The sequence below is a fragment of the Gellertiella hungarica genome (assembly GCF_014197145.1).
In the GTDB taxonomy this organism is placed as follows: domain Bacteria; phylum Pseudomonadota; class Alphaproteobacteria; order Rhizobiales; family Rhizobiaceae; genus Gellertiella; species Gellertiella hungarica.
Genome location: NZ_JACIEZ010000002.1, coordinates 713,947 through 736,861 on the forward strand (window position 1 = coordinate 713,947; position 22,915 = coordinate 736,861).

General features: G+C 61.2%; 20 protein-coding genes, 1 tRNA gene and 1 pseudogene. 7 read left to right on the forward strand and 15 right to left on the reverse strand.

What is annotated here, in order from left to right; translation table 11 throughout:
• Positions 1-10: 10 nt before the first annotated feature.
• Positions 11-1,200, reverse strand: a protein-coding gene (locus tag GGR23_RS07915) for an IS3 family transposase (RefSeq protein WP_183365625.1) whose coding sequence is annotated in 2 segments (ribosomal slippage) — positions 11-948 and positions 948-1,200 — 1,191 coding nt in all. Because the reading frame shifts where the segments join, the coding sequence is not laid out codon by codon here.
• Between the two features lie 76 nt (positions 1,201-1,276).
• On the opposite strand from GGR23_RS07915, the pseudogene GGR23_RS07920 reads away from it, so the two are divergent.
• Together GGR23_RS07920 and GGR23_RS07925 are read left to right on the forward strand one after the other, a co-directional pair.
• A pseudogene (locus GGR23_RS07920) lies at positions 1,277-2,122 on the forward strand (IS3 family transposase); the annotation flags it as partial.
• Positions 2,123-2,212: 90 nt separating this feature from the next.
• Positions 2,213-2,527, forward strand: a complete 315-nt coding sequence (locus GGR23_RS07925; RefSeq protein ID WP_183365627.1) for a hypothetical protein — start codon at positions 2,213-2,215, stop codon at positions 2,525-2,527.
• Between the two features lie 146 nt (positions 2,528-2,673).
• Here GGR23_RS07925 and GGR23_RS07930 read toward each other — a convergent pair whose 3' ends face one another.
• The 9 genes from GGR23_RS07930 to GGR23_RS07970 all read right to left on the reverse strand — a co-directional run bounded on the left by GGR23_RS07930 (position 2,674) and on the right by GGR23_RS07970 (position 13,290).
• Positions 2,674-4,431 (reverse strand): COG3904 family protein, encoded by a 1,758-nt coding sequence (locus tag GGR23_RS07930; protein WP_343066628.1) that lies wholly within the window; start codon positions 4,429-4,431, stop codon positions 2,674-2,676.
• A gap of 172 nt (positions 4,432-4,603) precedes the next feature.
• Positions 4,604-5,341 (reverse strand): 8-oxoguanine DNA glycosylase OGG fold protein, encoded by a 738-nt coding sequence (locus GGR23_RS07935; RefSeq protein ID WP_183365629.1) that lies wholly within the window; start codon positions 5,339-5,341, stop codon positions 4,604-4,606.
• A gap of 2 nt (positions 5,342-5,343) precedes the next feature.
• A complete protein-coding gene (locus tag GGR23_RS07940; RefSeq protein WP_183365630.1) occupies positions 5,344-6,348 on the reverse strand; it encodes a helix-turn-helix transcriptional regulator in 1,005 nt (334 codons plus the stop codon).
• A gap of 92 nt (positions 6,349-6,440) precedes the next feature.
• Positions 6,441-7,514 carry a hypothetical protein gene (locus tag GGR23_RS07945; protein WP_183365631.1) on the reverse strand — a complete coding sequence of 358 codons (1,074 nt, stop codon included), beginning with the start codon at positions 7,512-7,514 and terminating at the stop codon, positions 6,441-6,443.
• A 10-nt stretch (positions 7,515-7,524) separates the two neighbouring features.
• Positions 7,525-9,726 (reverse strand): AAA family ATPase, encoded by a 2,202-nt coding sequence (locus GGR23_RS07950; protein ID WP_183365632.1) that lies wholly within the window; start codon positions 9,724-9,726, stop codon positions 7,525-7,527.
• A 102-nt stretch (positions 9,727-9,828) separates the two neighbouring features.
• Positions 9,829-10,572: an NYN domain-containing protein gene (locus GGR23_RS07955; RefSeq protein ID WP_183365633.1), complete on the reverse strand. Its 744-nt coding sequence runs from the start codon at positions 10,570-10,572 to the stop codon at positions 9,829-9,831.
• A 684-nt stretch (positions 10,573-11,256) separates the two neighbouring features.
• A complete protein-coding gene (locus tag GGR23_RS07960; protein ID WP_183365634.1) occupies positions 11,257-11,751 on the reverse strand; it encodes a hypothetical protein in 495 nt (164 codons plus the stop codon).
• A gap of 52 nt (positions 11,752-11,803) precedes the next feature.
• Positions 11,804-12,763, reverse strand: coding sequence for a signal peptidase I (gene lepB, locus GGR23_RS07965; RefSeq protein WP_183365635.1), 960 nt, complete (start codon positions 12,761-12,763; stop codon positions 11,804-11,806).
• 107 nt (positions 12,764-12,870) lie between these two features.
• Positions 12,871-13,290, reverse strand: coding sequence for a hypothetical protein (locus tag GGR23_RS07970; protein WP_183365636.1), 420 nt, complete (start codon positions 13,288-13,290; stop codon positions 12,871-12,873).
• Positions 13,291-13,680: 390 nt separating this feature from the next.
• Here GGR23_RS07970 and GGR23_RS07975 point away from each other — a divergent pair.
• From GGR23_RS07975 to GGR23_RS07985, 3 genes are all read left to right on the forward strand, one after another.
• Positions 13,681-13,757 (forward strand) — tRNA-Pro (locus GGR23_RS07975).
• Positions 13,758-14,469: 712 nt separating this feature from the next.
• Positions 14,470-14,709 (forward strand): hypothetical protein, encoded by a 240-nt coding sequence (locus tag GGR23_RS07980; RefSeq protein ID WP_183365637.1) that lies wholly within the window; start codon positions 14,470-14,472, stop codon positions 14,707-14,709.
• A 178-nt stretch (positions 14,710-14,887) separates the two neighbouring features.
• Positions 14,888-16,330 (forward strand): pyridoxal phosphate-dependent decarboxylase family protein, encoded by a 1,443-nt coding sequence (locus GGR23_RS07985; protein ID WP_210296889.1) that lies wholly within the window; start codon positions 14,888-14,890, stop codon positions 16,328-16,330.
• Positions 16,331-16,597: 267 nt separating this feature from the next.
• On the opposite strand, the gene dxs is transcribed toward GGR23_RS07985, so the two are convergent.
• A complete protein-coding gene (gene dxs, locus GGR23_RS07990) occupies positions 16,598-18,520 on the reverse strand; it encodes a 1-deoxy-D-xylulose-5-phosphate synthase (RefSeq protein ID WP_183365788.1) in 1,923 nt (640 codons plus the stop codon).
• A gap of 227 nt (positions 18,521-18,747) precedes the next feature.
• Here dxs and GGR23_RS07995 point away from each other — a divergent pair, with 227 nt between their 5' ends.
• Complete coding sequence (locus GGR23_RS07995) at positions 18,748-19,494, forward strand: class I SAM-dependent methyltransferase (protein WP_183365639.1); 747 nt, start codon at positions 18,748-18,750, stop codon at positions 19,492-19,494.
• Positions 19,495-19,547: 53 nt separating this feature from the next.
• Positions 19,548-19,874 (forward strand): helix-turn-helix domain-containing protein, encoded by a 327-nt coding sequence (locus GGR23_RS08000; protein ID WP_183365640.1) that lies wholly within the window; start codon positions 19,548-19,550, stop codon positions 19,872-19,874.
• 23 nt (positions 19,875-19,897) lie between these two features.
• On the opposite strand, the gene GGR23_RS23520 is transcribed toward GGR23_RS08000, so the two are convergent.
• The 4 genes from GGR23_RS23520 to GGR23_RS08015 all read right to left on the reverse strand — a co-directional run bounded on the left by GGR23_RS23520 (position 19,898) and on the right by GGR23_RS08015 (position 22,791).
• On the reverse strand, positions 19,898-20,209 hold the full coding sequence (locus GGR23_RS23520; protein ID WP_343066617.1) for a type II toxin-antitoxin system RelE/ParE family toxin: 312 nt from the start codon (positions 20,207-20,209) through the stop codon (positions 19,898-19,900).
• Positions 20,210-20,253: 44 nt separating this feature from the next.
• Entirely contained in the window at positions 20,254-21,177 is a 924-nt protein-coding gene (locus tag GGR23_RS08005) for a pirin family protein (RefSeq protein ID WP_183365641.1), read from the reverse strand.
• A 422-nt stretch (positions 21,178-21,599) separates the two neighbouring features.
• Positions 21,600-21,851: an exodeoxyribonuclease VII small subunit gene (locus GGR23_RS08010; RefSeq protein ID WP_183365642.1), complete on the reverse strand. Its 252-nt coding sequence runs from the start codon at positions 21,849-21,851 to the stop codon at positions 21,600-21,602.
• 10 nt (positions 21,852-21,861) lie between these two features.
• Positions 21,862-22,791: a histone deacetylase family protein gene (locus GGR23_RS08015; protein ID WP_183365643.1), complete on the reverse strand. Its 930-nt coding sequence runs from the start codon at positions 22,789-22,791 to the stop codon at positions 21,862-21,864.
• Positions 22,792-22,915 lie beyond the last annotated feature (124 nt).

The window sequence follows — 22,915 nt, forward strand, 5'->3', positions numbered from 1 at the left end:
CACTGAACTTTCATCCGGCGGCGATTAGAGCGCGGGTGGTTGTTGATACGCCAATTGGCGCGATGGGAGCAACCGGCGCAAACGCGTAGCTTACATCTCGCGCAGTGTTGGAGCCGGTTGCGGCGATGGTCCCGGCATAGTTTGCCGGGGTCTGATATCCGAGCGACGAGTGCGGCCGGAAGTTGTTGTAGTCTTCAGCCCATTCGGCGATGGCGCTGCGGGCATGATCAAGGCCGAAGAACAGGCTTTCGTTGAGCAACTCGTCACGCATGCGGCCGTTGAAACTCTCGACATAGCCGTTTTGCATTGGTCTTCCCGGAGCGATGTAGTGCCACTCGACCTTGTGATCTTTCGACCAGGCAAGGATGGCATTTGAGGTGAGTTCGGTCCCATTGTCGGAAACGATCATGCCGGGCTTGCCGCGCCGTTCGACCAACGCCGTTAGTTCGCGAGCAACGCGACGGCCAGAGATCGACGTGTCAGGGATCGCCGCCAGGCATTCGCGCGTGACGTCATCGACGATGTTGAGCACGCGGAAGCGCCTGCCGCAGGCGAACTGATCGTGCACGAAATCCAGCGACCAGCGGGCGTTTGCCTTTGCCTCGACCAAGATCGGAGCGCGTGTGCCGACGGCACGTCGTCGGGTCTTTCGCTTGCGAACCGAAAGCCCTTCCTCGCGATAGAGCCGATAGATGCGGTTCACACCGGATGGTTCTCCCTCTCGCCTGAGCAGGATGAACAGCCGCCGGTAACCGAAGCGACGCCGTTCATTGGCCAGATCGCGCAGCCTCGCTCGCAGTTCGTCCTCCGGCGCTCGGCAGGACTGGTAACGGATCATTGTGCGGTCAGCGGAAATGATCTGGCAGGCCCGACGCTCCGAGAGGCCCATCACGGCCTTCAGATGCGCGACAGCGTCACGCTTGGCGGCAGGCCCTACCATTTTTTTGAAAGAAGCTCGCGGAGCGCGGCCACATCCAGCAACTGTTCGGCGAGCAGCTTCTTCAGCTTGGCGTTCTCCTCTTCAAGCGCTTTCAGCCGCTTTGCCTCGAAGACATCCATGCCTCCGTACTTGGCCTTCCAATTGTAAAAGGTCGCCTCGGAAATCCCGTGCTTGCGGCAGAGATCGGCCGTCTTCGCGCCCACCTCCTGCTCACGCAAAACACCGATAATCTGCTCTTCCGTAAATCTCTGCTTCTTCATCTGTCCGTCCTCGTTGGGCCGGACTCTAATCAATCCTGAAGGAAATTCTCAGTGGCAGGTCAAAGGATGTCGCTGCAAAAAAATGGTGACGCCCGATGTGAAGCGGAATGCGGTGGCTCACGTCTGTGCGCAGCATGGAGTAAGCCAGCGGCGGGCGTGCGAGGTTCTGTCGGTGGATCGGTCGAGCATGCGATATCGCAGTGTGCGGCCCGACGATGCAGCCATTCGGGAGGCGATGAAGAAAGTGGCGTCGGAGCGTCGCCGCTTCGGTTATCGCCGTATCCACGTCATGCTCGACCGGCAGGGGATCGTCATGAACCTGAAGAAGCTTCGTCGTCTTTATCGAGAGGAGAAGCTGACGGTGCGCAAGCGCGGCGGCCGGAAGCGAGCCTTGGGGACAAGGCGTCCTCTGGCTCTGCCCTCACGCCCCAATGAGCGCTGGAGCCTGGACTTCGTCAGCGATGCCTTCACTGACGGTCGTCGGTTCCGGGTTCTGGCCGTCGTTGACGACTTTACCCGCGAATGCCTTTGCCTGGTTGCCGACACATCCTTGTCAGGCGCACGGCTTGCCCGCGAGCTGGATGGTCTCATCGCCAGGCGCGGAAAGCCAAGGACGATTGTCTCGGACAACGGCACGGAGATGACCAGCATGGCCATCCTCAGATGGTGCCAGGAAACCAAGGTCGAATGGCACTACATCGCCCCCGGCAAGCCGATGCAAAACGGCTTCGTCGAAAGCTTCAACGGCAGCTTCCGCGATGAATGCCTGAACGAGACGCTGTTCTCGTCACTCGCTCAGGCTCGCGCCGCAATCGCTGCATGGAAGGAGGATTACAACAGAAACAGACCCCACTCGTCGCTGGGCAACATCACCCCCAGCGAGTTCGCAATGAAAATGACTATGGAAAGACAGGCCGCATGAGGCCAGATTAAAAATCAAAGACTCTCCCGAAAACTGGAGGGAAGTCGGGTCTCAGGTCAAGCGTTTCGAAGTGGGTTTGCTGAAATCGGTGTGGAGCTCCTGCTGATTACGGGTCGTTTCCAGAAAAACGGTCCTGAAGGCAGACCGCTCTTTGCATCGTACATGCTTTCGCTCTTCAAGGAGGGGAAGCCGGGTTTCCTGAACGTTCAAGAGCCTCTGTTTGAGTGGGAAGACGCTGCTTTCCCCGGGCCGTCATCAGTTGTGAAGGTACCGCGCTGGAAGAAGGCGAATTTGCGTTCCAATATCGAGCGGGCAAGCTCAGACATGATGGCCGGGATTCTGCAGCCATCCTTCTTCGAGGGAATTTATTGGTTTGCGAAGGAATTTCGCTTCCAAGTGCCATAATTCCAGAGCGTCGCCTGCCCGGCATCATCTTGCCGGGCGGACTTGCTTGCGGAAATTATTTCCGGGAGCTTGCTCTGTTCGCATCTGAGTTAAACGCGACATCGAGTTCCACGGGCAGCCCGTAAAGACAACGAACTGGTGCCCGTTCATTCGAGATTTTCGGCGATATCCCTATTACAGGCGTCTTTTGACCCTACTGCTTGCCTCGCAAGCTGTTTCCAGGCGTTCCCGTCGAAATCGAGAAACTCGACATAACAACGGTCGGCATTGAAGTCTGCCCACTGGGCGGTCATCAGGCGGCTTTTCAGATTGAACCGCAGAGTGAGGTACATGTTGGCCTCGCCACCCAAGGGAAAGTCCATTGGCCGGCCTGTCTTGTTGTCCCCTACGATGACCATGGAGCAGCCAGTGCCACAGCCGAACTGGATGACCGAATAACGGTCCGCGAAGTTCGGCCCGGCTTTCATGCCATCCCTGATCCGCGTACGGAAGCTGTTGAAGGCACGGTCGCGCTTCCGAAAATCCGGCAAACGAAGCTTGCCCTTATACAGCTCCGATACCCTAAACGCAGGTCCGTCCAAATCCTTCGCCTTCTGGACAATCGCGCCCTGCGTATTCTTATGGGTGCTCTCGTCGCACGAATGCCAATCCATCTGGTATCCGTACTCGCCCGGCCGGCCATAGCACCAGCCGACATTCCGAAGCTTGGTATCGATCACGTCGCGGCGGTCGCAGGCCTTTAGGGTTTCGTCGGAATCCCCTGATCCGCCGCGGCAAAGCCCGTTTTCCGCCTGCCATTGTGCGATGACGCGCAGCGGCTCTCGGGCACCCTTGTCTGTCGAGAGGACGGTCCCGGCTTCGGAGATGATCTTCCCACTGGACGGGTCCCAGCTGACGCGGAACTCTGCCGAACCGGACGACATTTTCCCCCGCTCCGGGCTGTGCGCAAACCAGTCGACAATACCGGATGCTGTGCAGGTCATGGCGCAAATGACATCCACGGAACCATGGCGCAGGACATAGGCCCTCCTCGGCCACCGTTCCGCAAAAGTACGCTTCTCATCGATGATGGCATTCCGGGAAAGAGTCTTGCCGTAGAAGCTGACAGTCTCGGCATAAGCCGCCTCCATGAAGCGGAGCGCATCCGAATTCGGCCGCGACCATGCATCATGGTAGGCGATCAGAAAGTTCTGGGCCCGGCTTTCATCAGTCGACGGTTCGGCTTGCGATGGCGCGTGGCTGCCGGCGGCAGAAGGCGAAGGAGCGTTCGGTTCAACAGGCTGGTTCGGAGAATGTGCAGGGGGTGGTGCGGATTTGGGGGGGTCTGCCTGCGCGTTCGTTACATTGTACTCCTCCATCTCGCTGGCTGTCAGATAGCGCATGTCGTCGGCTGCAACGGCGAGGCTGACTTGCAAGAGCTTCGGGTCAACACCCATTTCGATCATGTAGGTCATGATCTGAGATGTCATCGCCTGCACTGCTGCCACCGCGACATGTCCGTCAATATCGTCTTCGGGCGAGAAGGAAGATTGGTGAACACCCATTGATCCTGGTTCAGCCAGTCTCGTCACGCCCCCGATGAAGGCGAGCGTACAGGCGGAAGCACACTGGCTCGAACGCAACTGTATCGTGGACAGGCCGAGTGCACGGATCGCGCGTCCAAAGGCCATGGCCGAAACGACATTCCCGCCATTGCTGTCGAAAGTGACAACCGTGGCGCCGGTTGCTCCTGCTTCACGTTCGAGGATGGCTGGGGAATCGCTGAATTCGAATTCTCCCCTGATGAGGAGAAGGGGCGGCCCACCTGCAACCTCGATCCGCTCCATGGTCACAGAGGCAAAGGCCTGCTGGAAGAAAAACACAATAAATCCAAATGAAAGTATCAACAGACGCAAGACCGACACCCCCTGCCAGATGCACCTCATGATATCGCCTGCATCGCTTCATTCAACTCCAGTCTTCAAGTGCTCAATCTCTTTGCCGGCATAGCCCGCGACGGGACGAGCGGACGCAATCCGGTGTCCCGCCTGGTGCAGCCCTTCAGTTGCGCCGCAACCTGCCGACCTGAAACGCAGGTCACGCTGTCTGGCCGCGCCCTGCCCTTCCAGCCGGTATCTTCAGTTGCTTTCGGACATATTGACGCCAGCTTGTCGGCGAATGCCCCTTGCCATTTCCGGCAAACAGCCTGATCTCGATTTCTTCCGGCGAGCATTTTCCCATGCCGGCGAGATCTTCAACCAGCGTGCAGAATTCCTCGTATTGCCGGGCGGTGTTCGAATGGTCGACATAGAATGCCGGTGTCATCCTGACCACGGCCATCGACGGCACATCGCCAAATAGAAGATTGATGCTGTTTCCGGTCCAGCGATCCATGATGTAACCGTCATGCCGGGGAGAGCAGAAGAAGATCAACTTGGTGAAGAAAGCAGGACCCAGGCCGGGTTGCCGGTTTTCGGCATGGTTCCGCTTGAAACGGTCATAGGCATCGCTTCGAGACAGATTGCCAGAACGGATATCCTCTATGATCGGCGCGATTTCCCGTTTCACGTAGTCGGAAACGAGGCTGCAGTGAGACCTGCGCATGCCGCCCCAGGCCATGATCGACCAGAAAAGACTTTCCGGAGGAACGGAACTGTCTGCTGAGAGGCGCTTGAGATCATCGCGTTTCAGCTCCGCATCAGGCAGGAGCAAATGGCAGTCCTGGGCGAACTTTCCCGCACCGGTGAATTGCCGCGGATTGGCGGCGGGCCAGTATTCAGCGGAGCTGCTCAACTCCTTGAACTTCGCCCAGTGGACGCTGTTGAGCTTGGTCATGTTTATGGTTCCCCGTCTGTTTCGCCGGGAACTGCCGTCCAGCGCCCGACCTGAATTTCATGCACCCTCTGCCAGAAGTCTTCAGGCTGGATGACTGTCACCGCGTTTCCCCAGGTCGCGAGGTGCCAGGCCATTTCCAGAAGCCCGCCCGCGCGAAAACGCACTCGAAGGCCGCCATCCGCTGAACGCTCAAGCTCCTGCGATGGATGAAACACATAATCGGCTGCCTCAGCTGCGGCTTCCGGCCGGAAATGCCATTCGACATCGACAGGCTCTTCCTGAAAGACGCCGAAAGCCCCTCGCGAGAAGGTCACGATATCGAAGCCGGGATCACGCTCGAAAGCATCATCCGTCAGGGCAATCCCCGATATGGATTGAAGCCTGTATTGCTTGACACCGCTTCCTCCGGCCCTTGCCGCAAGCAGGTAGGGGCGCAGACCATAGAGCAAGCCATAGGGTTCCAGCCTGGCATCCTCAATCGTTCGGCCGGACTGCAGCCTGAGGTCACATCTGATCCGCCGAGAGGACAGAATTGCCGTGCGGATATTATCCAGTGCCACCGGATCGATGCGGACAACAGGCCCGGGCCGCAAGGCGATCCCCTCTGACTGCATCAAAGCCTCAAGGTCGGGCTCGATGCGACTCTTCGCCCTGCTGCTCAGAGCCGTTCGAAGCTTTTCGCCGAGCTGGCTGATCCGACTGGCGTCCTCGGAACGATTTGCCCGTCTCAGCATGTCCTCGCTGGCCTTGAGCGCGGCGAAGTCAGCAGCGTCGAACCGAACGAGAGGCTGAACAACATCATCGGGCAGGAACCAGCGCTTCAGGCCCTCGTGATCGCGTTTGCAGGCAAGCGAGGGGAAAAGGCGCTCAAGCGCATCGCGCATGCGCTCCGCTGTCCGTCGCGTGACGTGGAAACGCTCGGCGATCTCGCTGATCGTCATGCCCATTTTGCTTTGACCGAGGGCAATGCAGAGCTCGATCAGTTTCTCGGCGTTGGAATAGCTCATCTCGGACAGTCCGTTCGACGGATGGCGCCTTCGGGAATGACGGCATTGCAGACGCTTGATGCATTGATCGGGATAGGGACAGGCATGTTTCCTCACGGCGAAGGGGAAGATGTCGAGTGAAAGGCAAGGCGGACGATGGGTTTCAGCAAAAGCTGGATGAGGAACAACAGGACCGAGGCGAGGAGCCAGATCGACTTCAGAATGGCGATCATGCCACTACCGACGATCTCTCCCACGGAAAGAACGAACCGGCTTCCCTTCAGCAGGTGCAAGCCGCCGCGGAACGTGCTTCCCATCTGCTCGGAAAGACGATTGAGCTTCGGAAGATCATCAAGTCTTTCGGCCCGCTTCATCGCGTCCGAGGCACCCCTGAACCCTTGCGCCTTTACCAGCGTGCCCAGTGACCTTGCAGGAGACATCAGCATTTCAAGCCGGTCTGGACGAAAGAGCTTGTTGAGATCCGACGCCGCATCGCCGATGCCGCGGGAGGGTATCTCGTCCAGAATCTTGCGGGCAAGCTTCAGATCCACCACATCCTGTCCGACGAGTGCAATCTCCTTCAGGATGTGAGGCGGAACGGCCCCGCCCTTCTTCACCGCCTTGAGAAACGATGCGCCCACCCGGGCGGCCGGACCGGATACCAATGTTGCAGCACTCGCCGCGATCCCGACCGAGGCAAGTGCAACCGTCACGCCATCGTAATCAGGGTAATTGGAGGCCTCGATACTAAGGTCGCGCAGGTCCCCGATGACGATCTGATCCGCGATGACGGATGAGGTGAAGCTGACGAATGTGCCGGTCTCTCCGCGAATGAAGCCGTCATAAACTTCGCCTGCGGAGCGGGTGAGGCTGAATTTCTCCGCCTCGACGATCTCGGCAAGGAGGACCGGGTCAATGGTCTGACCGTAGCTCACGGCAAGATCGGCCAGGCTGCGGGCAAGCTCGGCATCCTCAGCCGCGAGCGCCGCCCTTATCTCCGTTTCGTAGGCGCTGCAGGTTACGGCTGCCAGCCGATGCCGGACCACGATTGCCGGGTCGAGCCGATTTGCAAAAAGTGACAGGCTGTCCCAAGCGCCCTGACCGAAGGCCAGCACCGCGGATGCCACTGTCATGGCGAGGATTGCCTTGCGCAGGACCGAAAACATCCGCAGCGATCGATTGATCATGCCAGGCTCCTCACCGGTCTCCTTGTGTCATCGGGCCATGACGGGACAACTCAGGGCTGTTTCCCGGCATATAAGTTTTTCGTCTCTGGTAGAAGGTTTCCTGTTTGAGCAGATCAATTATTTCCGATGCGTTCTGCGCCGGACGGAAGGCCAGCCGGCGCTTCACCACGGCCAGGTCGCCGATGCAGACAGACTGCGGCAGAGCAAGCCTTGGCGACAGGGCGAAACCGAAGAACCGGGTGAAGGCCTGACGCGCCTGTTCGCGCTTCAGCGGCAGAAACTCCATCTTGAACATGAATCTCCGCATGGCCGCCTCGTCGATGTCCGGGAGCCTGTTTGTTGCTGCAAGGACAGGCACCTTCGCCGCCTCGAGCCAGGTCAGCATTTCGTTTTTCTGAGAGATTTCCCAGCTGTATGTTGCTTTGGAGCGTGATGACAGAAGGCTGTCGACCTCATCGAAAAACAGAACCGCCTGCTTCTGCTCGGCCTCCCTGAACGCATTGGCGATGTTTCGCTCGGTTTCGCCATGCCATTTCGACAGAAGATCGGAGGCGCGAACCTCAAGTAGGTCCAGCCCCAGTTCCTCGGCCAGAAAATTCGCAAAGGCTGTCTTTCCGGTGCCCGAGGGGCCATGCAGGAGAATGCTGACGTCCCGTTCCTTCTGTTGCACAAGAGAGGCAACGAACCCGGCCGGATTTTCGCTCGCGTTGATGAACTCGACCGAAAAGGGCGTCGCGTCTCTTCGCATTGGCGAATCCCGTCCGAGGAGCGACAGGATGGATTGGGTTGTCGCGGAGAAGAGCTCGAGGTTGCCTTTGGCTTCTGACGTTGCCCGGGCAGCATTTGCAAAGACTGCGGCCGGTGCCTCGAAACGCCCGGCCAGCTGCTCGCTTTCCCTGCCGGACAGACGCAGTCCATGGCGAGCGAAAATTCGCCGGAGCATGGCTGCCCGATGCGCACGTCCGGGTACTTGAAACGACAGGGCGTAGGTCATGCGCCGAAGGACGGAAGCGCCCAGCCGCTCCGGATGATTTGTGATCCAGATTGTCGGGCGGCTGGCCAGCTCGACACTCTGGTTCACATGAAGTTTCGGAGCGGAACGCTGTGCAAGATTGGGATCGTCGAGGCCGCTCAGGAGATCGTCCGCCTCATCGATCAGCACGAGGGAGCGCGGGATGAGGCTTGCAATCTGCTTGCGGGCACGCAGAGCATTCGCCAGGTCTTCTCCGAAGAAGCGACGGCCACGCATTTCGCCCTGATCGAATGCCACGATCGGCATGTCGAGGCGGGCAGCTATCAGATGGGCGAGTTCGGTCTTGCCTGTGCCGGGAACGCCATAAAAGAGAATGTTGGTGTTCTGACCACCTGCAAGTCTGGAATTCAGGATGCGTTCGAGATCAGACAGGGCCTCGTGCATGTGGCTGAAGTCATCCCATGACAGGTCGGTCTTCGGATGTGTCACAAAGCGTTCCAGCAATGCGCCTTCGTCGAATTCCGTGGCCAGCATGGCATCCATGAGGATGGAGCCGGGCTCGCAATCCGAACCGTCCGACAGGAGGCCGTGGACAAAAAGCGGCGCGTCCTTCGCAAGCCGACCCTCCAGCTTCTCCTGGGGCATGCCGGTCATGAGTGGGAGATAATCCCTTGCGCCCAGCGGAAAATCGGTGCGTGGCGACTTGAGGATCGAGCCGATGCCGCCAAGGAAGCCAAGGCCGGAGCATCGCAAGGCGACCCCAAGGATGATCTCGTCCACGGGGTCGAGTTCAAGAAGCGTGCAGATGCGGCCCAGACGCTCCTGCATCGGCGACAGGATTGCCACCTCGCTGGCTGCCATCAGTTCGAAGACCAATTTCGAGAAGGCCGGGACGGTACCGATCTCGTGGTGTCCATGCTCGAGTTCGGCTGCGAGTGCGACGCAAGCGCCTTGCGGATCGATCAATGGCAGCCGTTCCAAGAGAAATGCGACCGCTGCATAGTCGAGGCTAAGCCGATTGCCGGAGATCATGGTGCGCAGTGCCCGCGCGAGGAGATGACGGGCTGCCTGCTGTTCGTAGGGGTGATCAAGTTGAAGGTGTGCGGTGGGGGAAAGATCAGGTTTGGTCATGGCTGGACCATGACATGCCGATACGACAGATGTGGTCGCATGAAACCAAATCGAGACCAGAAAGGATCGGTTGCGCGACGATAGAGGGGAAACACCACCCGGCGCCATCGAGCCATCGACAACCAGACGTCGAACTCGCTCTTGAACTTGCGGCTAACAAAAGCCGCTGCATGAATGGGGTAGTCCGGCTGGTTCGATCCGAAACAGCCCCTAGGCTTTGGTCTTTTTCTTCGTCGCATGCTCGACCTTCAAGCGAATTCGGACCGGCCCGCCCCCGGCGTGATTGACCTCGAACGCATTTGTCTGCCTGACGAGGTCGCTCAGTTTCTTGCAGCCATAGGTTCTCGGATCGAAATCGGAGGCGAGATTTGCCAGTTGTTGCCCTACCGGGCCCAATTGAACCCAACCGTCTTCGGTCTCCAGTTGGGCGATCACTCTCCTGAGAATGGGGATTGCGGCGCTTGGAGGTTGAAGCGGAGTGGCTGGCGGCTTCTGATCGGAATCGGCGAGGCCGGAATGCAGGTTTTCGGTATAGATGAAGCGACGACAGGCCTGTCTGAAGCTTTCCGGTGTCTTCTGCTCGCCAAACCCGAAAACATCCACTCCCTGTTCCCTGATCCGTGACGCAAGGCGGGTGAAATCGCTATCGGAGGAGACCAGACAAAAGCCGTCAAAGCGGCCGCTGTGAAGCAGATCCATCGCATCGATGACGAGGGCGATATCCGATGCGTTCTTCCCCTGCGTGTAAGCAAATTGCTGTTGCGGGATGATGGCATGTTTCGCGAGCACATTCACCCAGGCTTTTGCTTGAAGGCTGGAGAAGTCCCCATAGATGCGCCGGACACTCGCCTCTCCGATCTTGGCAATTTCCTCAAATAACCCATTGACGATTTTTGCTGACGCATTTTCGGCATCGATCAGAACAGCCAATCGGGGAGAGCGGGTTTCAGCCATCGCTCAGCTCCTGCTTTGTTCCTCATAATACATACTGATAGTGAGCCTATCATACGTCACAGTATCGGCAAATTCTGCATCTTATCCCGAAGCGCCGGTTGCTCCTGCTTCACGTTCGAGGATGGCTGGGGAATCGCTGAATTCGAATTCTCCCCTGATGAGGAGAAGGGGCGGCCCACCTGCGACCTCGATCCGCTCCATGGTCACAGAGGCAAAGGCCTGCTGGAGGACAAACACAAAAAATCCAAATGAAAGTATCAACAGACGCAAGACCGACACCCCCCGCCAGATGCACCTCATGATATTGCCTGCATCGCTTCATTCAACTCCAGTCTTCAAGTGCTCGATCTCTTTGCCGGCATAGCCCGCGACGGGACGAGCGGACGCAATCCGGGGATAAGCTCACTGTCGTCATCGACTGTCGTAACGAACTGTCGTAATGTCATCATTGTCGATGACTTGGGGTCTAATGATTTCAATGACTTGGCAGATATTGCCCGCTTAGCTGGGAATCCAGGCGCCCCAGCCAGTCTCTCAGCGCAGTTTTCTCCGTCGCTTGCCATACAGGGCACCTCATGCCCGTGAACCTTCACGCCGGTCTTGCCTGCCAGTCGTCGCGCCAGCGTGGTCAGAGATACATGCCGGCGGCAAGCGCCCCTTTGCTTTCAGCGTCGTCGCCGGAGGTCACCGGAGCCAGTGGCGCAGGGTTTCGGCGGTGGCTTCGGCGGGCGCTTTCTCGGCGAAGCTGCGCAGCTTCAGGGGCTTGCGGCTATCCTTCAGGGTGAGGAGGAGGGCGTAGGTATCGGGGCCTTCGCTCGCCGGCTCCACCACGGCTTCGATGGTGCCGATGTCGGTGAAGCGGAAGCTGCGCCGGCGGCTGAAGAGGGCGCTGCGGGTATGCACCGACCCGGTCTGGCTGGCGCGGTCGAGGCGGATGAGCCGGTCGCCGCCCAGAAATGCGGCCGCGACGAGCGGCAGGCCGATCGAGGCTGCCCCGATGGCGATGACCCAGAAGGGCAGAAGCACCAGCTGAAAGGGCGGAATGCCGGGGCGGATGAAGAAGTCCCATGCGGGAAAGAAGCAGAAAAGCCCGGCCACGCCGAAAATCGCCCGTTCCGCCCCGGTTATCCGGTCGCGGCTTTCGAAGCTGTCCCCGTCGATGGTCATCGCGCCCTGCATGGCGTTCAGCCTCGCACGACTTGCTTGCCGATCCGTTACGACGGAAGGCGGCTCAGTAAGCCCCGGTAAGCCGCGCGCTCAGATCGGGGGTCACCTTCGGGACATAGACATGCCCCTGGATCTGGGCTGCGGAGACGAAGCCCACCTTCTGCACGTCGCGGCTGTCGCGCGCCGCGTCCCTGTTGTCGCCGATCACGTAGTAGCTGCCTTCGGGTACCGTGCGTTCCGGATGGTTGTCGAAGCGGCCGGTTCCCGGCGCGGATTGGGCGATTGCCGTGTAGGTCCCGCCTTCCGGCAGGCGCTCCATGAAGCAGGGCAGCGGGTAGGTCTGGAACCCCGTGGAAAAATCGCAATCCGCCAGCCTGTGCCGCTCCAGCGGCTCGCCGTTGATGACCGGCACGCCCATCCGCATGGCGACCCGGTCCCCCGGAAGCCCGATGATCCGCGACATGCGCTGGATGGTGCTCTTTCCGGTCCGGGTGGTGAAGAGGATGATGTCGCCGCGCCTGGGTTCGGACCATCGGTAGGCGTAGCGGTTCACCAGATAGGGCGCGTTGATCTGCAGGGTGGGGGCCATGGAGGGGCCCTGCATCCGCTCGGTCACATTGGCGGTGATGAGGGCGATGAGCCCCATCAACCCCGTCATGGGGGCGGAAAGCAGCAGGGCCGCCCGCCGGTAGCTGATTTCGGGGCTCTTCTTCTCGGGCTTTGCCGCCCGGAAATTCGCGCAATGCAGCGCCCCCGCGGCATGCACCAGCAGGAAGTAGAAAAAGCCATAGGGCATGGAAGACAGGCTGCTGATATCCATGAAATAGAGCAGGGCGAAGACCAGGATCACCGCAAGCCCGTAGAAAAGATAGAGGAAAGCAAGCTTCAGCCGGCCCAGGTAGAGAAATCCGAGAAACGGGCTGAGGAAAACCGTCAGCAGCACCGCCGGCATCCGGACCGGATCGTCCTCCTGGCGCCCGGGGGACGCAGCAACGGTCCTGCGAACCCTGGGGTAGGCACGCATGCATGACTCCATAAAATATAAAATTTCTAATGTCTTAAATTAGCACAAAATGAAACGGCCCGCCAGCCATGGGCCGCGGGCCGCGTGTCTTCAGGGTAAAGAATGCCTTAAGCGGCCGGCTTTGCCCCTGCCAGGAATTCCGCGCAATAGGAGGGGCCGTTGAGGCCTGCGCGGTCGGAGATGGTGGTGATCTTGCGGATCGTGTAGCTCTCGTCCACCGTCAGCTTGACGGTGCAGCTCAGATAGCGGGTCTGGGCCGCGGCAATGCGCTTGCCCTTCTTGCCATTGGCGCCTTCGGCATATTTGGCCGGAACACGCACGGTCTTGTACCCGCCCTTCCAGGTATATTCGATGCTGCCGCCATCGCCGGCATCGGAAACCGGCGGGCCGAACTGGGCGAAGAAAGTGCCGGCGGACTTGCCGTTCCAGGCGCTTTCGATGGCGTTGCGCGGCAGGCCGCCGCCGGTGGTGGTGCAGCCGGCGAGCGCGATCGCAAGGCTGCCGAGCATGATCATGCGGATGTTCATCGGTCGAAGGTCCCTCGAAAATGGTTCGTCAGCCGAAAACGCGCTTCTCCTGTCCCCGGAACGGGCGCTCTCGGCCATGCAGACGGCCAGCGAAACGGTGATGCTGACCCCGCGCCGCCTGCCTTTGCGGAATGCAGCCTCCGGGAGATTTTTCCCCGGTTGCAGCACATCCCTGCGCTTGCTCTAGCGGATCGCACAGCCGTTGGAAATCGCCTGAAAGGGGGCGGATGCAACTAATTTTGCATCCGCGACGGTTCCGCCACGCTGCCTCCGCCGGCGTGCCTTCTGCCGTGATCGCCCAATCCGGAAAAACCGCAAGGCCAATGCGCTTTTTTTGTTTTTGCCGCTTGTGTCTCAAAAAATGCTGGTCTATAGAACCCGCGCTGGTCACGGAGTGTAGCGCAGTCTGGTAGCGCACCACGTTCGGGACGTGGGGGTCGAGTGTTCGAATCACTCCACTCCGACCAGCCGAAAAGCCCTTGATTTGCTTCGCAAATCGGGGCTTTTTTCTTTTCTGGGCAGCGCCGGTGCCTGACGCTCCGATGTGGCGGGAAAGGCGGGCCGGATGCGCTATTTCTGTTCCGGCCCCGCATGCGCCGGCCGGCCTTGCTCTCGGCGTTCGGCAGGCCAATCCGGTTGCCCTCGGCGGGAAGCCTCAAGCCGGCGAAAAGCCGCTGTGGCTCTTCGAAACGCCTGTTCTACCCGGGGACGGTGACAGGACGATCAGGTCTTCTCGCAAGCGGAAAAATGATGATGACGCAGTCCTTCGGCAGGCCGGCGGGGCAGAGACGCCCGGTAACCGAGGGCCTGCTGCTTCGCTTGCGGCCCGGACAAGCTCTGCCTCAGCCGCCCGCCGTTTTTCTGACCGCCGGTGCCTGCCTTGAGCGTGGCCCCGGGCGTTCGTTGTTGCGATATCGGCGGGTTCTCCGGGCTCGAACTCGACGGGAGAGAGCTGGGCAAGCCTTTCCGGTTCCGGAGACCCGAGGAACACCCCTTGGAGCGATACGAGCTCGTCAGACGGGGCGGACCAGGCGGGGGTAAACCCCTGAAACCGCGGCTTTCTTCAAGGGAGCCCGGAGGATGCGACGCTGACGGTGCCCGTCGCCTGTTGTTTCTTGCGCATGATCCGGGCGGGACGGCGGGGCAGGCCGATGACGGCCAAGTTCAGCGGAGAGAGCGTTGTGCCGCCTCGCTCAGGCGCGGGAAGGAGAGCATCTCGGCGCTTCGCCGGGCAGGATGCGGGGGCAGGTCGCAATTGCGAAATATGCGGCCGAGAAGGCAGCCAAAAACAGCCGCCATCAGGAACCAGACGATTCCGATCTCAAGAACGAACATGAACACAAAGCCCCCTTTGGTGAGGCCATTCTCTACTACCGGGGTGATTCGCGCAATAAATCAGAAGTTTCTTATAAAAGTTGACTGATATGCGATATAATTTCGCTCGGAGCGGCATCTTCGGCCGGATGCGCGACAGGATATTGTTAACATGTGAAAGAAAATTATGCGTCGCGTCTTGTCTTTCCCGGCGCATGACGCAAGTCTGCGGCTTTCGAAAATCGCCTCCTCCCGTTCGTGCGAGGAGGCCGGGAGGAATGACATGTCCGAAACCCTGCACGGGCGCGCGGCCGAAGCCGCAGCGCTTTCTTTCACCGAATCCGAAATGCGCCGCATCATGGACAAGGTCGGCGGCATGATCGTCGATCACTTCACCGGCCTCAAGGACCGGCCGGTGACCACGCCCTCCACCCTGCCGTCCTTGAAGGCGGGGCTGGCGGAGGCGCTGCCCATGGAGGCGGTGCCGGTCGACGATCTGCTCGATCAGGTCAGAAGCTTCGTCCTCGACCAGATGACCCATCAGGATCATCCCCGCAACTTCGCCTTCGTGCCGGGGCCGTCGAATTTCATCGGCGCCATGGCGGATGCGCTGGCGTCTGCCTACAACATCTTCTGCGGCGCATGGATCGGCCCGTCGGGCTCGGCGCAGATCGAGATCACCGTCATCGAGTGGCTGCGCCAGCTCTTCGAATTTCCGGAAACGGCGGGCGGGCTTTTCGTCTCCGGCGGCTCGATGGCCAACATGACCTGCCTTGCGGTGGCCCGGCACGAAATGCTGGCGAACAACCCGTTCAACGCCACCATATACTTCTCCGACCAGACCCATTCCTCGGTGGCCAAGGGCCTGAAGATCCTCGGCTTCCAGCAGTATCAGCTGCGCAAGATCGCCTCCGACGGGCATTATCGCCTGCCCATGGAGGCGCTGCGCCAGAAGATTGCGGCCGACCGCCAGCAGGGGCTCGTGCCCTTCTGCGTCGTCGCCAATGCCGGCACCACCAATGCCGGCGCCATCGATCCCTTGAACGAGATTGCCGATTTCTGCGCGGCTGAGGGGCTCTGGATGCATGTGGACGGCGCCTATGGCGGCAGTGCCGCGCTCTCGCCCTCCGGCCGCAAGGCGCTCGACGGGCTGAACCGGGCGGATTCGCTTTCCATCGATCCCCACAAATGGATGTTCCAGCCCTACGAGATGGGCTGCGCCATCGTTCGCAACCAGGCCTATCTCAAGGATACGTTCCGGGTTTCGGCCGAATATCTGAAGATCATGGAGGAAAGCGCCGAACAGCCGAACTTCTCCGATTACGGCGTCCAGCTCACCCGCGGCTTCCGCGCGCTGAAGCTCTGGATGTCGCTGAAGGCCTTCGGCGTTCCCGCCTTTCGCGAGGCGATCGAGGGCGGCATCCGCATGGCGGAGAAGACGGAGGAGCGGCTTCGCCAGAACCCCGCCTGGGAAATCGTCACCCCCGCCTGCCTCGGCATCGTCACCTTCCGCTGGACCGTCGACGGCATGGCGGAGAAGGATCTCGACGCGCTGAATGCCAAGATTTCCTCCGACCTCATCATGAACGGCTACGCCATGCTCTCGCCCACCGTCATGTCGGGCCGGCTGGTTCTGCGCATGTGCACCATCAACCCCCGCACCACGCTCGAGGACATCCACGGCACGGTGCGCACGATGGAGGAAATCGCCGCAGCGCTGGTGTGAGGAGGGGGCGCCCTCTGTCCGCATTTGCCGTACCGCACCCCCCTCTGGCCTGCCGGCCATCTCCCCCTCAAGGGGGGAGATCGGGATAGGGTTTATGATGGCATTCCTCAGCCAACATATCGACAAATGGGACGTTTGTTGTTTGAGGAAACCAAATACCGCAATGTCGATCTCCCCCCTTGAGGGGGAGATGTCCCGGCAGGGACAGAGGGGGGTGTGCTACCGCATGTTCAAACCCCAAGGACGGGGTGCACCAACACACACCCCTTAAGGCGCGAGAACCCGGGCCTTCAACCCGCCCTGACCGAGCGCCTCGAACACCGTGCGGACGATGCCGGCGCGGTCGAGGCCGGCTTTTTCGTACATGGCTTCGGGCTTGGCCTGCTCCATCCAGAGATCGGGCAGCACCAGCGGGCGGATCTTGAGGCCGTGGTCGAGGAGGCCGTTTGTCGCCAGATGCTGGAGCACCTGCGCGGCAAAGCCGCCGGCGGCCCCTTCCTCGATGGTGACGAGCACCTCGTGGTTCTTGACGAGATCGTGGATCAGGGCCGTGTCGAGCGGCTTGGCAAAGCGGGCATCGGCAACCGTGGTGGAAAGCCCAGCGGCATCCAGTTCTTCCGCCGCCAGCAGACAGTCGGCAAGGCGCGTGCCGAAGGAGAGGAGCGCCACCTTGCTGCCTTGCTTGATGACCCGGCCCTTGCCGATCTCGAGGATGTCGCCGCGCGCCGGAAGCTCGACGCCCACGCCTTCGCCGCGCGGATAGCGGAAGGAAATCGGCCCCTCGTCATAGGCGGCGGCGGTGCGTACCATGTGCTTGAGCTCCGCCTCGTCGGCGGCCGCCATGACGACGAAGCCGGGGAGGGCGGCAAGGAAGCCCGTGTCGAAGGAACCCGCATGGGTCGGCCCGTCGGCGCCGACGAAACCGGCGCGGTCGATGGGGAAGCGGACGGGAAGGCCCTGGATCGCCACGTCATGCACCACCTGGTCATAGCCGCGCTGCAGGAAGGTGGAATAGAGCGCGCAGAAGGGCTTGTAGCCCTCGGCGGCAAGGCCGGCGGCAAAGGTGACCGCATGCTGTTCCGCAATGCCCACGTCGAAGCAGCGCTTCGGGAAGACATCGGCCAGCTTGTCGAGGCCGGTGCCTGAGGGCATGGCGGCGGTGATGCCGACGATCTTCTCGTCGAGCCGGGCCTCTTCCACCAGCGCATCGGCGAAAACGGCGGTGTAGGCGGGCGCATTGGGCTTTGCCTTCGCCTGCGCCCCGGTGATGACGTCGAACTTGTTGACGCCGTGATACTTGTCGGCGGCGGCTTCCGCCGGGGGATAGCCCTTGCCCTTCTGGGTCACCACATGGATCAGCACCGGGCCGCGCTGGTTGTCGCGCACGTTGCGCAGGACAGGCAGCAGATGCTCGAAGGAATGACCGTCGATGGGGCCGATATGGTAGAAGCCCATTTCCTCGAACATGGTGCCGCCGGTCACGTAGCCGCGGGCATGTTCCACCGCACGGGTGATTGCCCGGTCGACCGTCTTGCCGAGATAGGCGGTGAGCTTCTTGCCGAGATCGCGCATGCCCATGTAGGTGCGGCCGGAGGCAAGGCGCGCGAGATAGGCGCTCATGGCACCCGTCGGCGGCGCAATCGACATGTCGTTGTCGTTGAGGATGACGATGAGGCGGGCATCGAGCGCGCCGGCATTGTTCAGCGCCTCATAGGCCATGCCGGCAGAAAGCGCGCCGTCGCCGATGACGGCGATGACCTTGCGATCCTTGCCGTCAAGATCGGCGGCAACGGCCATGCCGAGGCCGGCGGAAATCGAGGTGGAGGAATGGGCCGCCCCGAAGGGATCGTATTCGCTCTCCGCCCGGCGGGTGAAGCCCGAAAGCCCGCCTTCCTGGCGCAGCGTCCGGATGCGGTCGCGCCGTCCGGTGAGGATCTTGTGCGGATAGCACTGGTGGCCGACATCGAAGATCAGCCGGTCGTCGGGCGTGTTGAAGACCTTGTGGATGGCGATCGTCAGCTCCACCACGCCAAGCCCGGCGCCGAGATGCCCGCCGGTCACGGAAACGGCGCTGATCATCTCGTCGCGCAGTTCGCGCGCGAGCTGGGGCAGATCCTTGTCGTCGATCCCCTTGAGGTCGGACGGGAAATGCACCTTGTCGAGCAGCGGCGTGTCGGGGCGTGTGGTCACGGGCTTTGGCCTCTTCTTCATCATGCGGACATTCGGGCCCGGCTTTACTGCAATTTCAGTTGCGGCAAAAGCCGGCGAATTCAAGAAGGTCTGTCCTCTATAGCGCAAAAAGCCGCAGCACTCTCGCAAATCCCGCCAATTCATGCCTCTGCGAAGGTTTTTTTCTCTGCGGGGTAGGAAGCGGTGCGGCTCTGCGCTACCTCTCGCCTCCAGCCAAGGATGAAACCATGCACGAAGACCTGCTTTACAACGATCCCACGCTCGCCAGCTTCTATGACGTCGAGAACGAGTGGATGGACGATTCGGAAACCTGTTTCGACATGGCCGCGCAGGCGAAATCCGTCCTCGATCTCGGCTGCGGAACCGGCCTTCTCGCGGTGGCCATGGCCGAAGGCGGCAAGCGCCGCGTGGTGGGGGTCGACCCCGCATCGGCGATGCTGGCGATCGCGAGAGCCCGGGAGGGCGGACAGGACGTCACCTTCCTCGAGGCGGATGCCCGTAGCCTCAGGCTGGACGAGCGGTTCGACCTCATCACCATGACCGGCCACGCCTTCCAGTGCATGCTGACGCGCGAGGACCGGCTGGCGCTTCTCCGCACCATTGCCGCCCACCTCTCGGACAAGGGCCGCTTCATCTTCGACAGCCGCAACCCGGCCGCGGAGGAGTGGCTGGAATGGAACCGCGACGAAAGCGAGCGGGTGATCGAGCATCCCGAACTCGGCACCTTCCTCGCCTGGAACGAGGCCAGCCTCGATGCCGCAACCGGCATCGTCACCTACGAGACCCATTCCCGGAACCTCATCGGCACAAGGCATTACGAGGCAAAATCCCGCATCGCCTTCCCCGACAAGGCGGAACTGGAAGCGATTCTCAAGGAGGCCGGCCTCAAGGCCGAAAGATGGCTCGGCGACTGGTCCGGCGAGGCCTGGGGCCCTGACATGCCGGAAATCATCCCGATAGGGAAGCGGGGTTGAATATTAGCGAGGCTTGTGTCAACTTACGGAAAAATGTAAATCCGAAGGTCTCCATGTCCGGCCCGATCCATTACGACAATGTCTTCGAGGTGGTCACGACGGACCCCATGGAACTCTTCGACCTGACGCTGCGAGCCGATTTGCTTCGGACCATATTGGCATTGATCCGGGAACGCGATCTCACGGCGAGGCAGGTCGGCGAGATTTTGAGGATACCGGCACCGCGCGTCAGCGAATTGATGCGGGGGAGAATTGCACTTCTGTCTGCTGCGAAGCTGGTCGGCTATCTGGGTCTTTTCGGATACCAGCTGAGGCCCGACATGGTCGCTGGCACGGGTGTCACCTGCGACGTTGTCAAAGTGACCGGCGCGGCGGCCTGATCACGCTTTCCGCACGATTTCCATCATGGCCTTGTACCGGCTTTCGAGCGTTTGCATGGCCTTCCGGTCCACCGCGTTCGTCGTCTTCGTAAAGGCATGCAGGACGTAGACGGTTCCCGGTATTTTGCGCAGTAGACCGCACGATATGCCGGAGATCCATTCTCGATCAGCTCGATGACACCGGACCAGTTGCCCTTGAGCACCTTGAACTCGGAAGCGGGTGCCATTCCGGATTGAACAAGCGAAAGGTCGAAGAGAAACTGCTTCTGGATCTCTATCGGCAGATCACGGAAAGCACGCTCCGCAGCTGCATTCACAAAAGCAAAGCTCTTCATCTCAGCGCCATCCGATAATTAGATGGGCTGAATATTAGAAAATATTATCCGGATGGCAACGGGATGAACTCTTCCTCGTCGCCGGGCACGATGTCGAAGCGGCCGGTCTTCCATTCCTGCTTGGCCTGTTCGATGCGCTCCTGGCTGGAGGACACGAAGTTCCACCAGATGTAGCGCTTGCCCTCCATGGCATCGCCGCCGAACAGCATCAGGTGGCAGCCCTCCGGCCCGGCGGCAAGGGTGATCGGATCGCCCGGACGGAAGACGAGGAGCTGGTTTTCCGTGAAGGTATCGCCGGCGATGGTCACCCTGCCCGTCAGGATATAGGCCGCGCGCTCTTCCTCGCCGGCGGGGAAGGGGAAGCGGGCATTGGCGTCGAGCCGCAGGTCCACGTAAAGCGTGCCGGAAAAGGTCGGCACGGGTGCCTTGAGCCCCAGGAAGGAGCCGATCACCACGCGTCCCGACGCGCCCGCCTCGTCGAAGGTCGGCAGCGCCGGGGCGCCGGTGTGGTGGAAGGCGGGGTCGATTTCCTCCCGGTCCGAGGGAAGGGCGAGCCAGGTCTGCAAGCCGGAGAGGGAGAGCGGCCCGCCGCGCAGGTTTTCCGGCGTGCGCTCCGAATGCACGATCCCGCGCCCGGCTGTCATCAGGTTCACGTCGCCCGGGCGGATCACCAGCTCGGTGCCCAGGCTGTCGCGATGCTTGATGTCGCCGTCGAAGAGATAGGTGACGGTGGAGAGGCCGATATGGGGATGCGGGCGCACGTCGAGCGCGGCGCCCGCCTCAAGCCGGGCAGGGCCCATGCGATCGAAGAAGATGAAGGGACCCACCAGCCGCCGCTTTGCGGTCGGCAAGGCCCGCCGCACCTCGAACCCGCCGATATCGCTGGTCCGCGGGATGATCAGCTGCTCGATCAGATCCGCCGCCGCCGCATCGCCCGCATCGGGATCGTTTCCGGGAAAGAAGCTCATGGGCGGGGTCCTTCGCGTGGCTGAAGCGTGATGCCAGTATGGCGGATGGCGGCACGCTTGTCTTCAGGAGAGTCGCGTGGTTCCGGCACGGCGTCGAGTTTGCGGATGCGCATCCACCTCTGGCCTGCAAACCGTCGGGTTTGCGGCACCGCACCCCCCTCTGCCTTGCGCGCCGTTGCGTTTGACGTACCGCACCCCCCTCTGCCCTGCCGGGCATCTCCCCCTCAAGGGGGGAGATCGGGATGGGGTTTATGAAGGCAGTACCTCGCCAACGTTTCTGCAAATGAAACGCTGATTGTTTTGGGAAATCTTAAAAGCCACGGTCGATCTCCCCCCTTGAGGGGGAGATGTCCCGGCAGGGACAGAGGGGGGTGCGGTGCGGCAAATGCCCCGTCGCGCAGGGGCCGCGGGCGCTTGCACACTCAGCCGTCGAGCGGTTCCGTGCCCTGGGGTTTGCCGGCGCGGTCGAGGCGGATTTTCTCGATGCGGCCTTCGGCGGCGGAAAGCAGGGTTTCGCAGTGCTTCTTCAGCGCCTCGCCGCGCTCGTAGATGGCGATGGATTCCTCGAGCGCCACATCGCCGCGTTCGAGCCGCTGGACGATGGTCTCGAGCTCGGCAACGGCCTTTTCGAAGGAATAGGCGGAAACATCGGCGACGGCGGCGTCGGTGCTCATGATATCGTTCTCAACCCTTCATCAGACGCAGGATATGCAGGCCCGCCGACTCGGCGAGGCCCTCGAGATCATAGCCGCCTTCAAGCAGGCTGACGACCCGGCCCCTGGCGCATTTTCCCGCGAGATCGAGAAGCTTGCCGGTTGCCCAGTCGAAGTCGTCGCCGACGAGGTTGATCTGGCCGAGCGGATCCCGGTAATGGGCGTCGAAGCCGGCGGAAATCAGGATGAGGTCGGGCGCGAAGGCCTCCACCGCCGGCAGGACGCGCTCCCGGAAGGCCGCGCGGAAATGGTCGCTGCCGTCATGGGGGTTGAGCGGCGCGTTGACGATGGTGCCCGCCGTGCCCGTTTCCGTTTTCGCGCCCGTGCCGGGATAGAGCGGCATCTGGTGGGTGGAGGCAAAGAGCACGGAGGGATCGTCCCAGAAGATGTCCTGCGTGCCGTTGCCGTGATGCACGTCCCAGTCGACGATGGCCACGCGCTCTGCCCCGTGCGCCTGCTGCGCATGGCGGGCGGCAATCGCCACCGTATTGAAGAAGCAGAAGCCCATGGCCTTCTCGCGCTCGGCATGATGGCCGGGAGGACGGCCGGCGACGAAGGCATTGTCGGCCCGGCCGGCAAAGACGTCATCGACGGCGGCAAGCGCCCCGCCGATGGCAGAAAGGGCCGCCTTCAGGCTTTCCGGGCCCGCATAGGTATCGGGATCGAGCTGGCTCATGCCCTCTTCCGGCATGGCGCGCATCACCGAAAAGAGGTGGCTTTCCGGATGGGCGAGCAGCACGGCATCCTCGCTGGCAACGGGCGCCTCGCGCCGGATCAGCGGGGCGAAGTTCGGATGTTCGAGCGCGATGTTCAGCGAGCGCAGCCGATCCGCCCTTTCGGGGTGTCCGGCGGGCGTGAGGTGGTTCAGGAAGACGGGGTTCTCGTAATAATGGGTGGCCATGGGTGCTCCTGACTGCTGCCCAAGAGATAGGGGCCGGGTCCGGCAAGGTCCAGCAAAAGCGGCTGCCCCGTGGATTTTCCGGGTGGACAGCCGGTGCGAAAAGCCGTGTTATGGCGTTTGTTCA

Excerpts from the sequence above, each read along its gene's own strand:
- GGR23_RS07945 (WP_183365631.1), bottom strand. The coding sequence starts at position 7,514 with ATGATCAATCGATCGCTGCGGATGTTTTCGGTCCTGCGCAAGGCAATC.
- GGR23_RS07940 (WP_183365630.1), bottom strand. The coding sequence starts at position 6,348 with ATGAGCTATTCCAACGCCGAGAAACTGATCGAGCTCTGCATTGCCCTC.
- GGR23_RS07950 (WP_183365632.1), bottom strand. The coding sequence starts at position 9,726 with ATGGCGCCGGGTGGTGTTTCCCCTCTATCGTCGCGCAACCGATCCTTT.
- GGR23_RS08015 (WP_183365643.1), bottom strand. The coding sequence starts at position 22,791 with ATGGCCACCCATTATTACGAGAACCCCGTCTTCCTGAACCACCTCACG.
- GGR23_RS07995 (WP_183365639.1), top strand. The coding sequence starts at position 18,748 with ATGCACGAAGACCTGCTTTACAACGATCCCACGCTCGCCAGCTTCTAT.
- GGR23_RS08010 (WP_183365642.1), bottom strand. The coding sequence starts at position 21,851 with ATGAGCACCGACGCCGCCGTCGCCGATGTTTCCGCCTATTCCTTCGAA.
- GGR23_RS07935 (WP_183365629.1), bottom strand. The coding sequence starts at position 5,341 with ATGACCAAGCTCAACAGCGTCCACTGGGCGAAGTTCAAGGAGTTGAGC.
- lepB (WP_183365635.1), bottom strand. The coding sequence starts at position 12,763 with ATGCGTGCCTACCCCAGGGTTCGCAGGACCGTTGCTGCGTCCCCCGGG.
- GGR23_RS08005 (WP_183365641.1), bottom strand. The coding sequence starts at position 21,177 with ATGAGCTTCTTTCCCGGAAACGATCCCGATGCGGGCGATGCGGCGGCG.
- GGR23_RS07970 (WP_183365636.1), bottom strand. The coding sequence starts at position 13,290 with ATGAACATCCGCATGATCATGCTCGGCAGCCTTGCGATCGCGCTCGCC.
- GGR23_RS07960 (WP_183365634.1), bottom strand. The coding sequence starts at position 11,751 with ATGCAGGGCGCGATGACCATCGACGGGGACAGCTTCGAAAGCCGCGAC.
- GGR23_RS08000 (WP_183365640.1), top strand. The coding sequence starts at position 19,548 with ATGTCCGGCCCGATCCATTACGACAATGTCTTCGAGGTGGTCACGACG.
- GGR23_RS07985 (WP_210296889.1), top strand. The coding sequence starts at position 14,888 with ATGTCCGAAACCCTGCACGGGCGCGCGGCCGAAGCCGCAGCGCTTTCT.
- GGR23_RS23520 (WP_343066617.1), bottom strand. The coding sequence starts at position 20,209 with ATGAAGAGCTTTGCTTTTGTGAATGCAGCTGCGGAGCGTGCTTTCCGT.
- GGR23_RS07955 (WP_183365633.1), bottom strand. The coding sequence starts at position 10,572 with ATGGCTGAAACCCGCTCTCCCCGATTGGCTGTTCTGATCGATGCCGAA.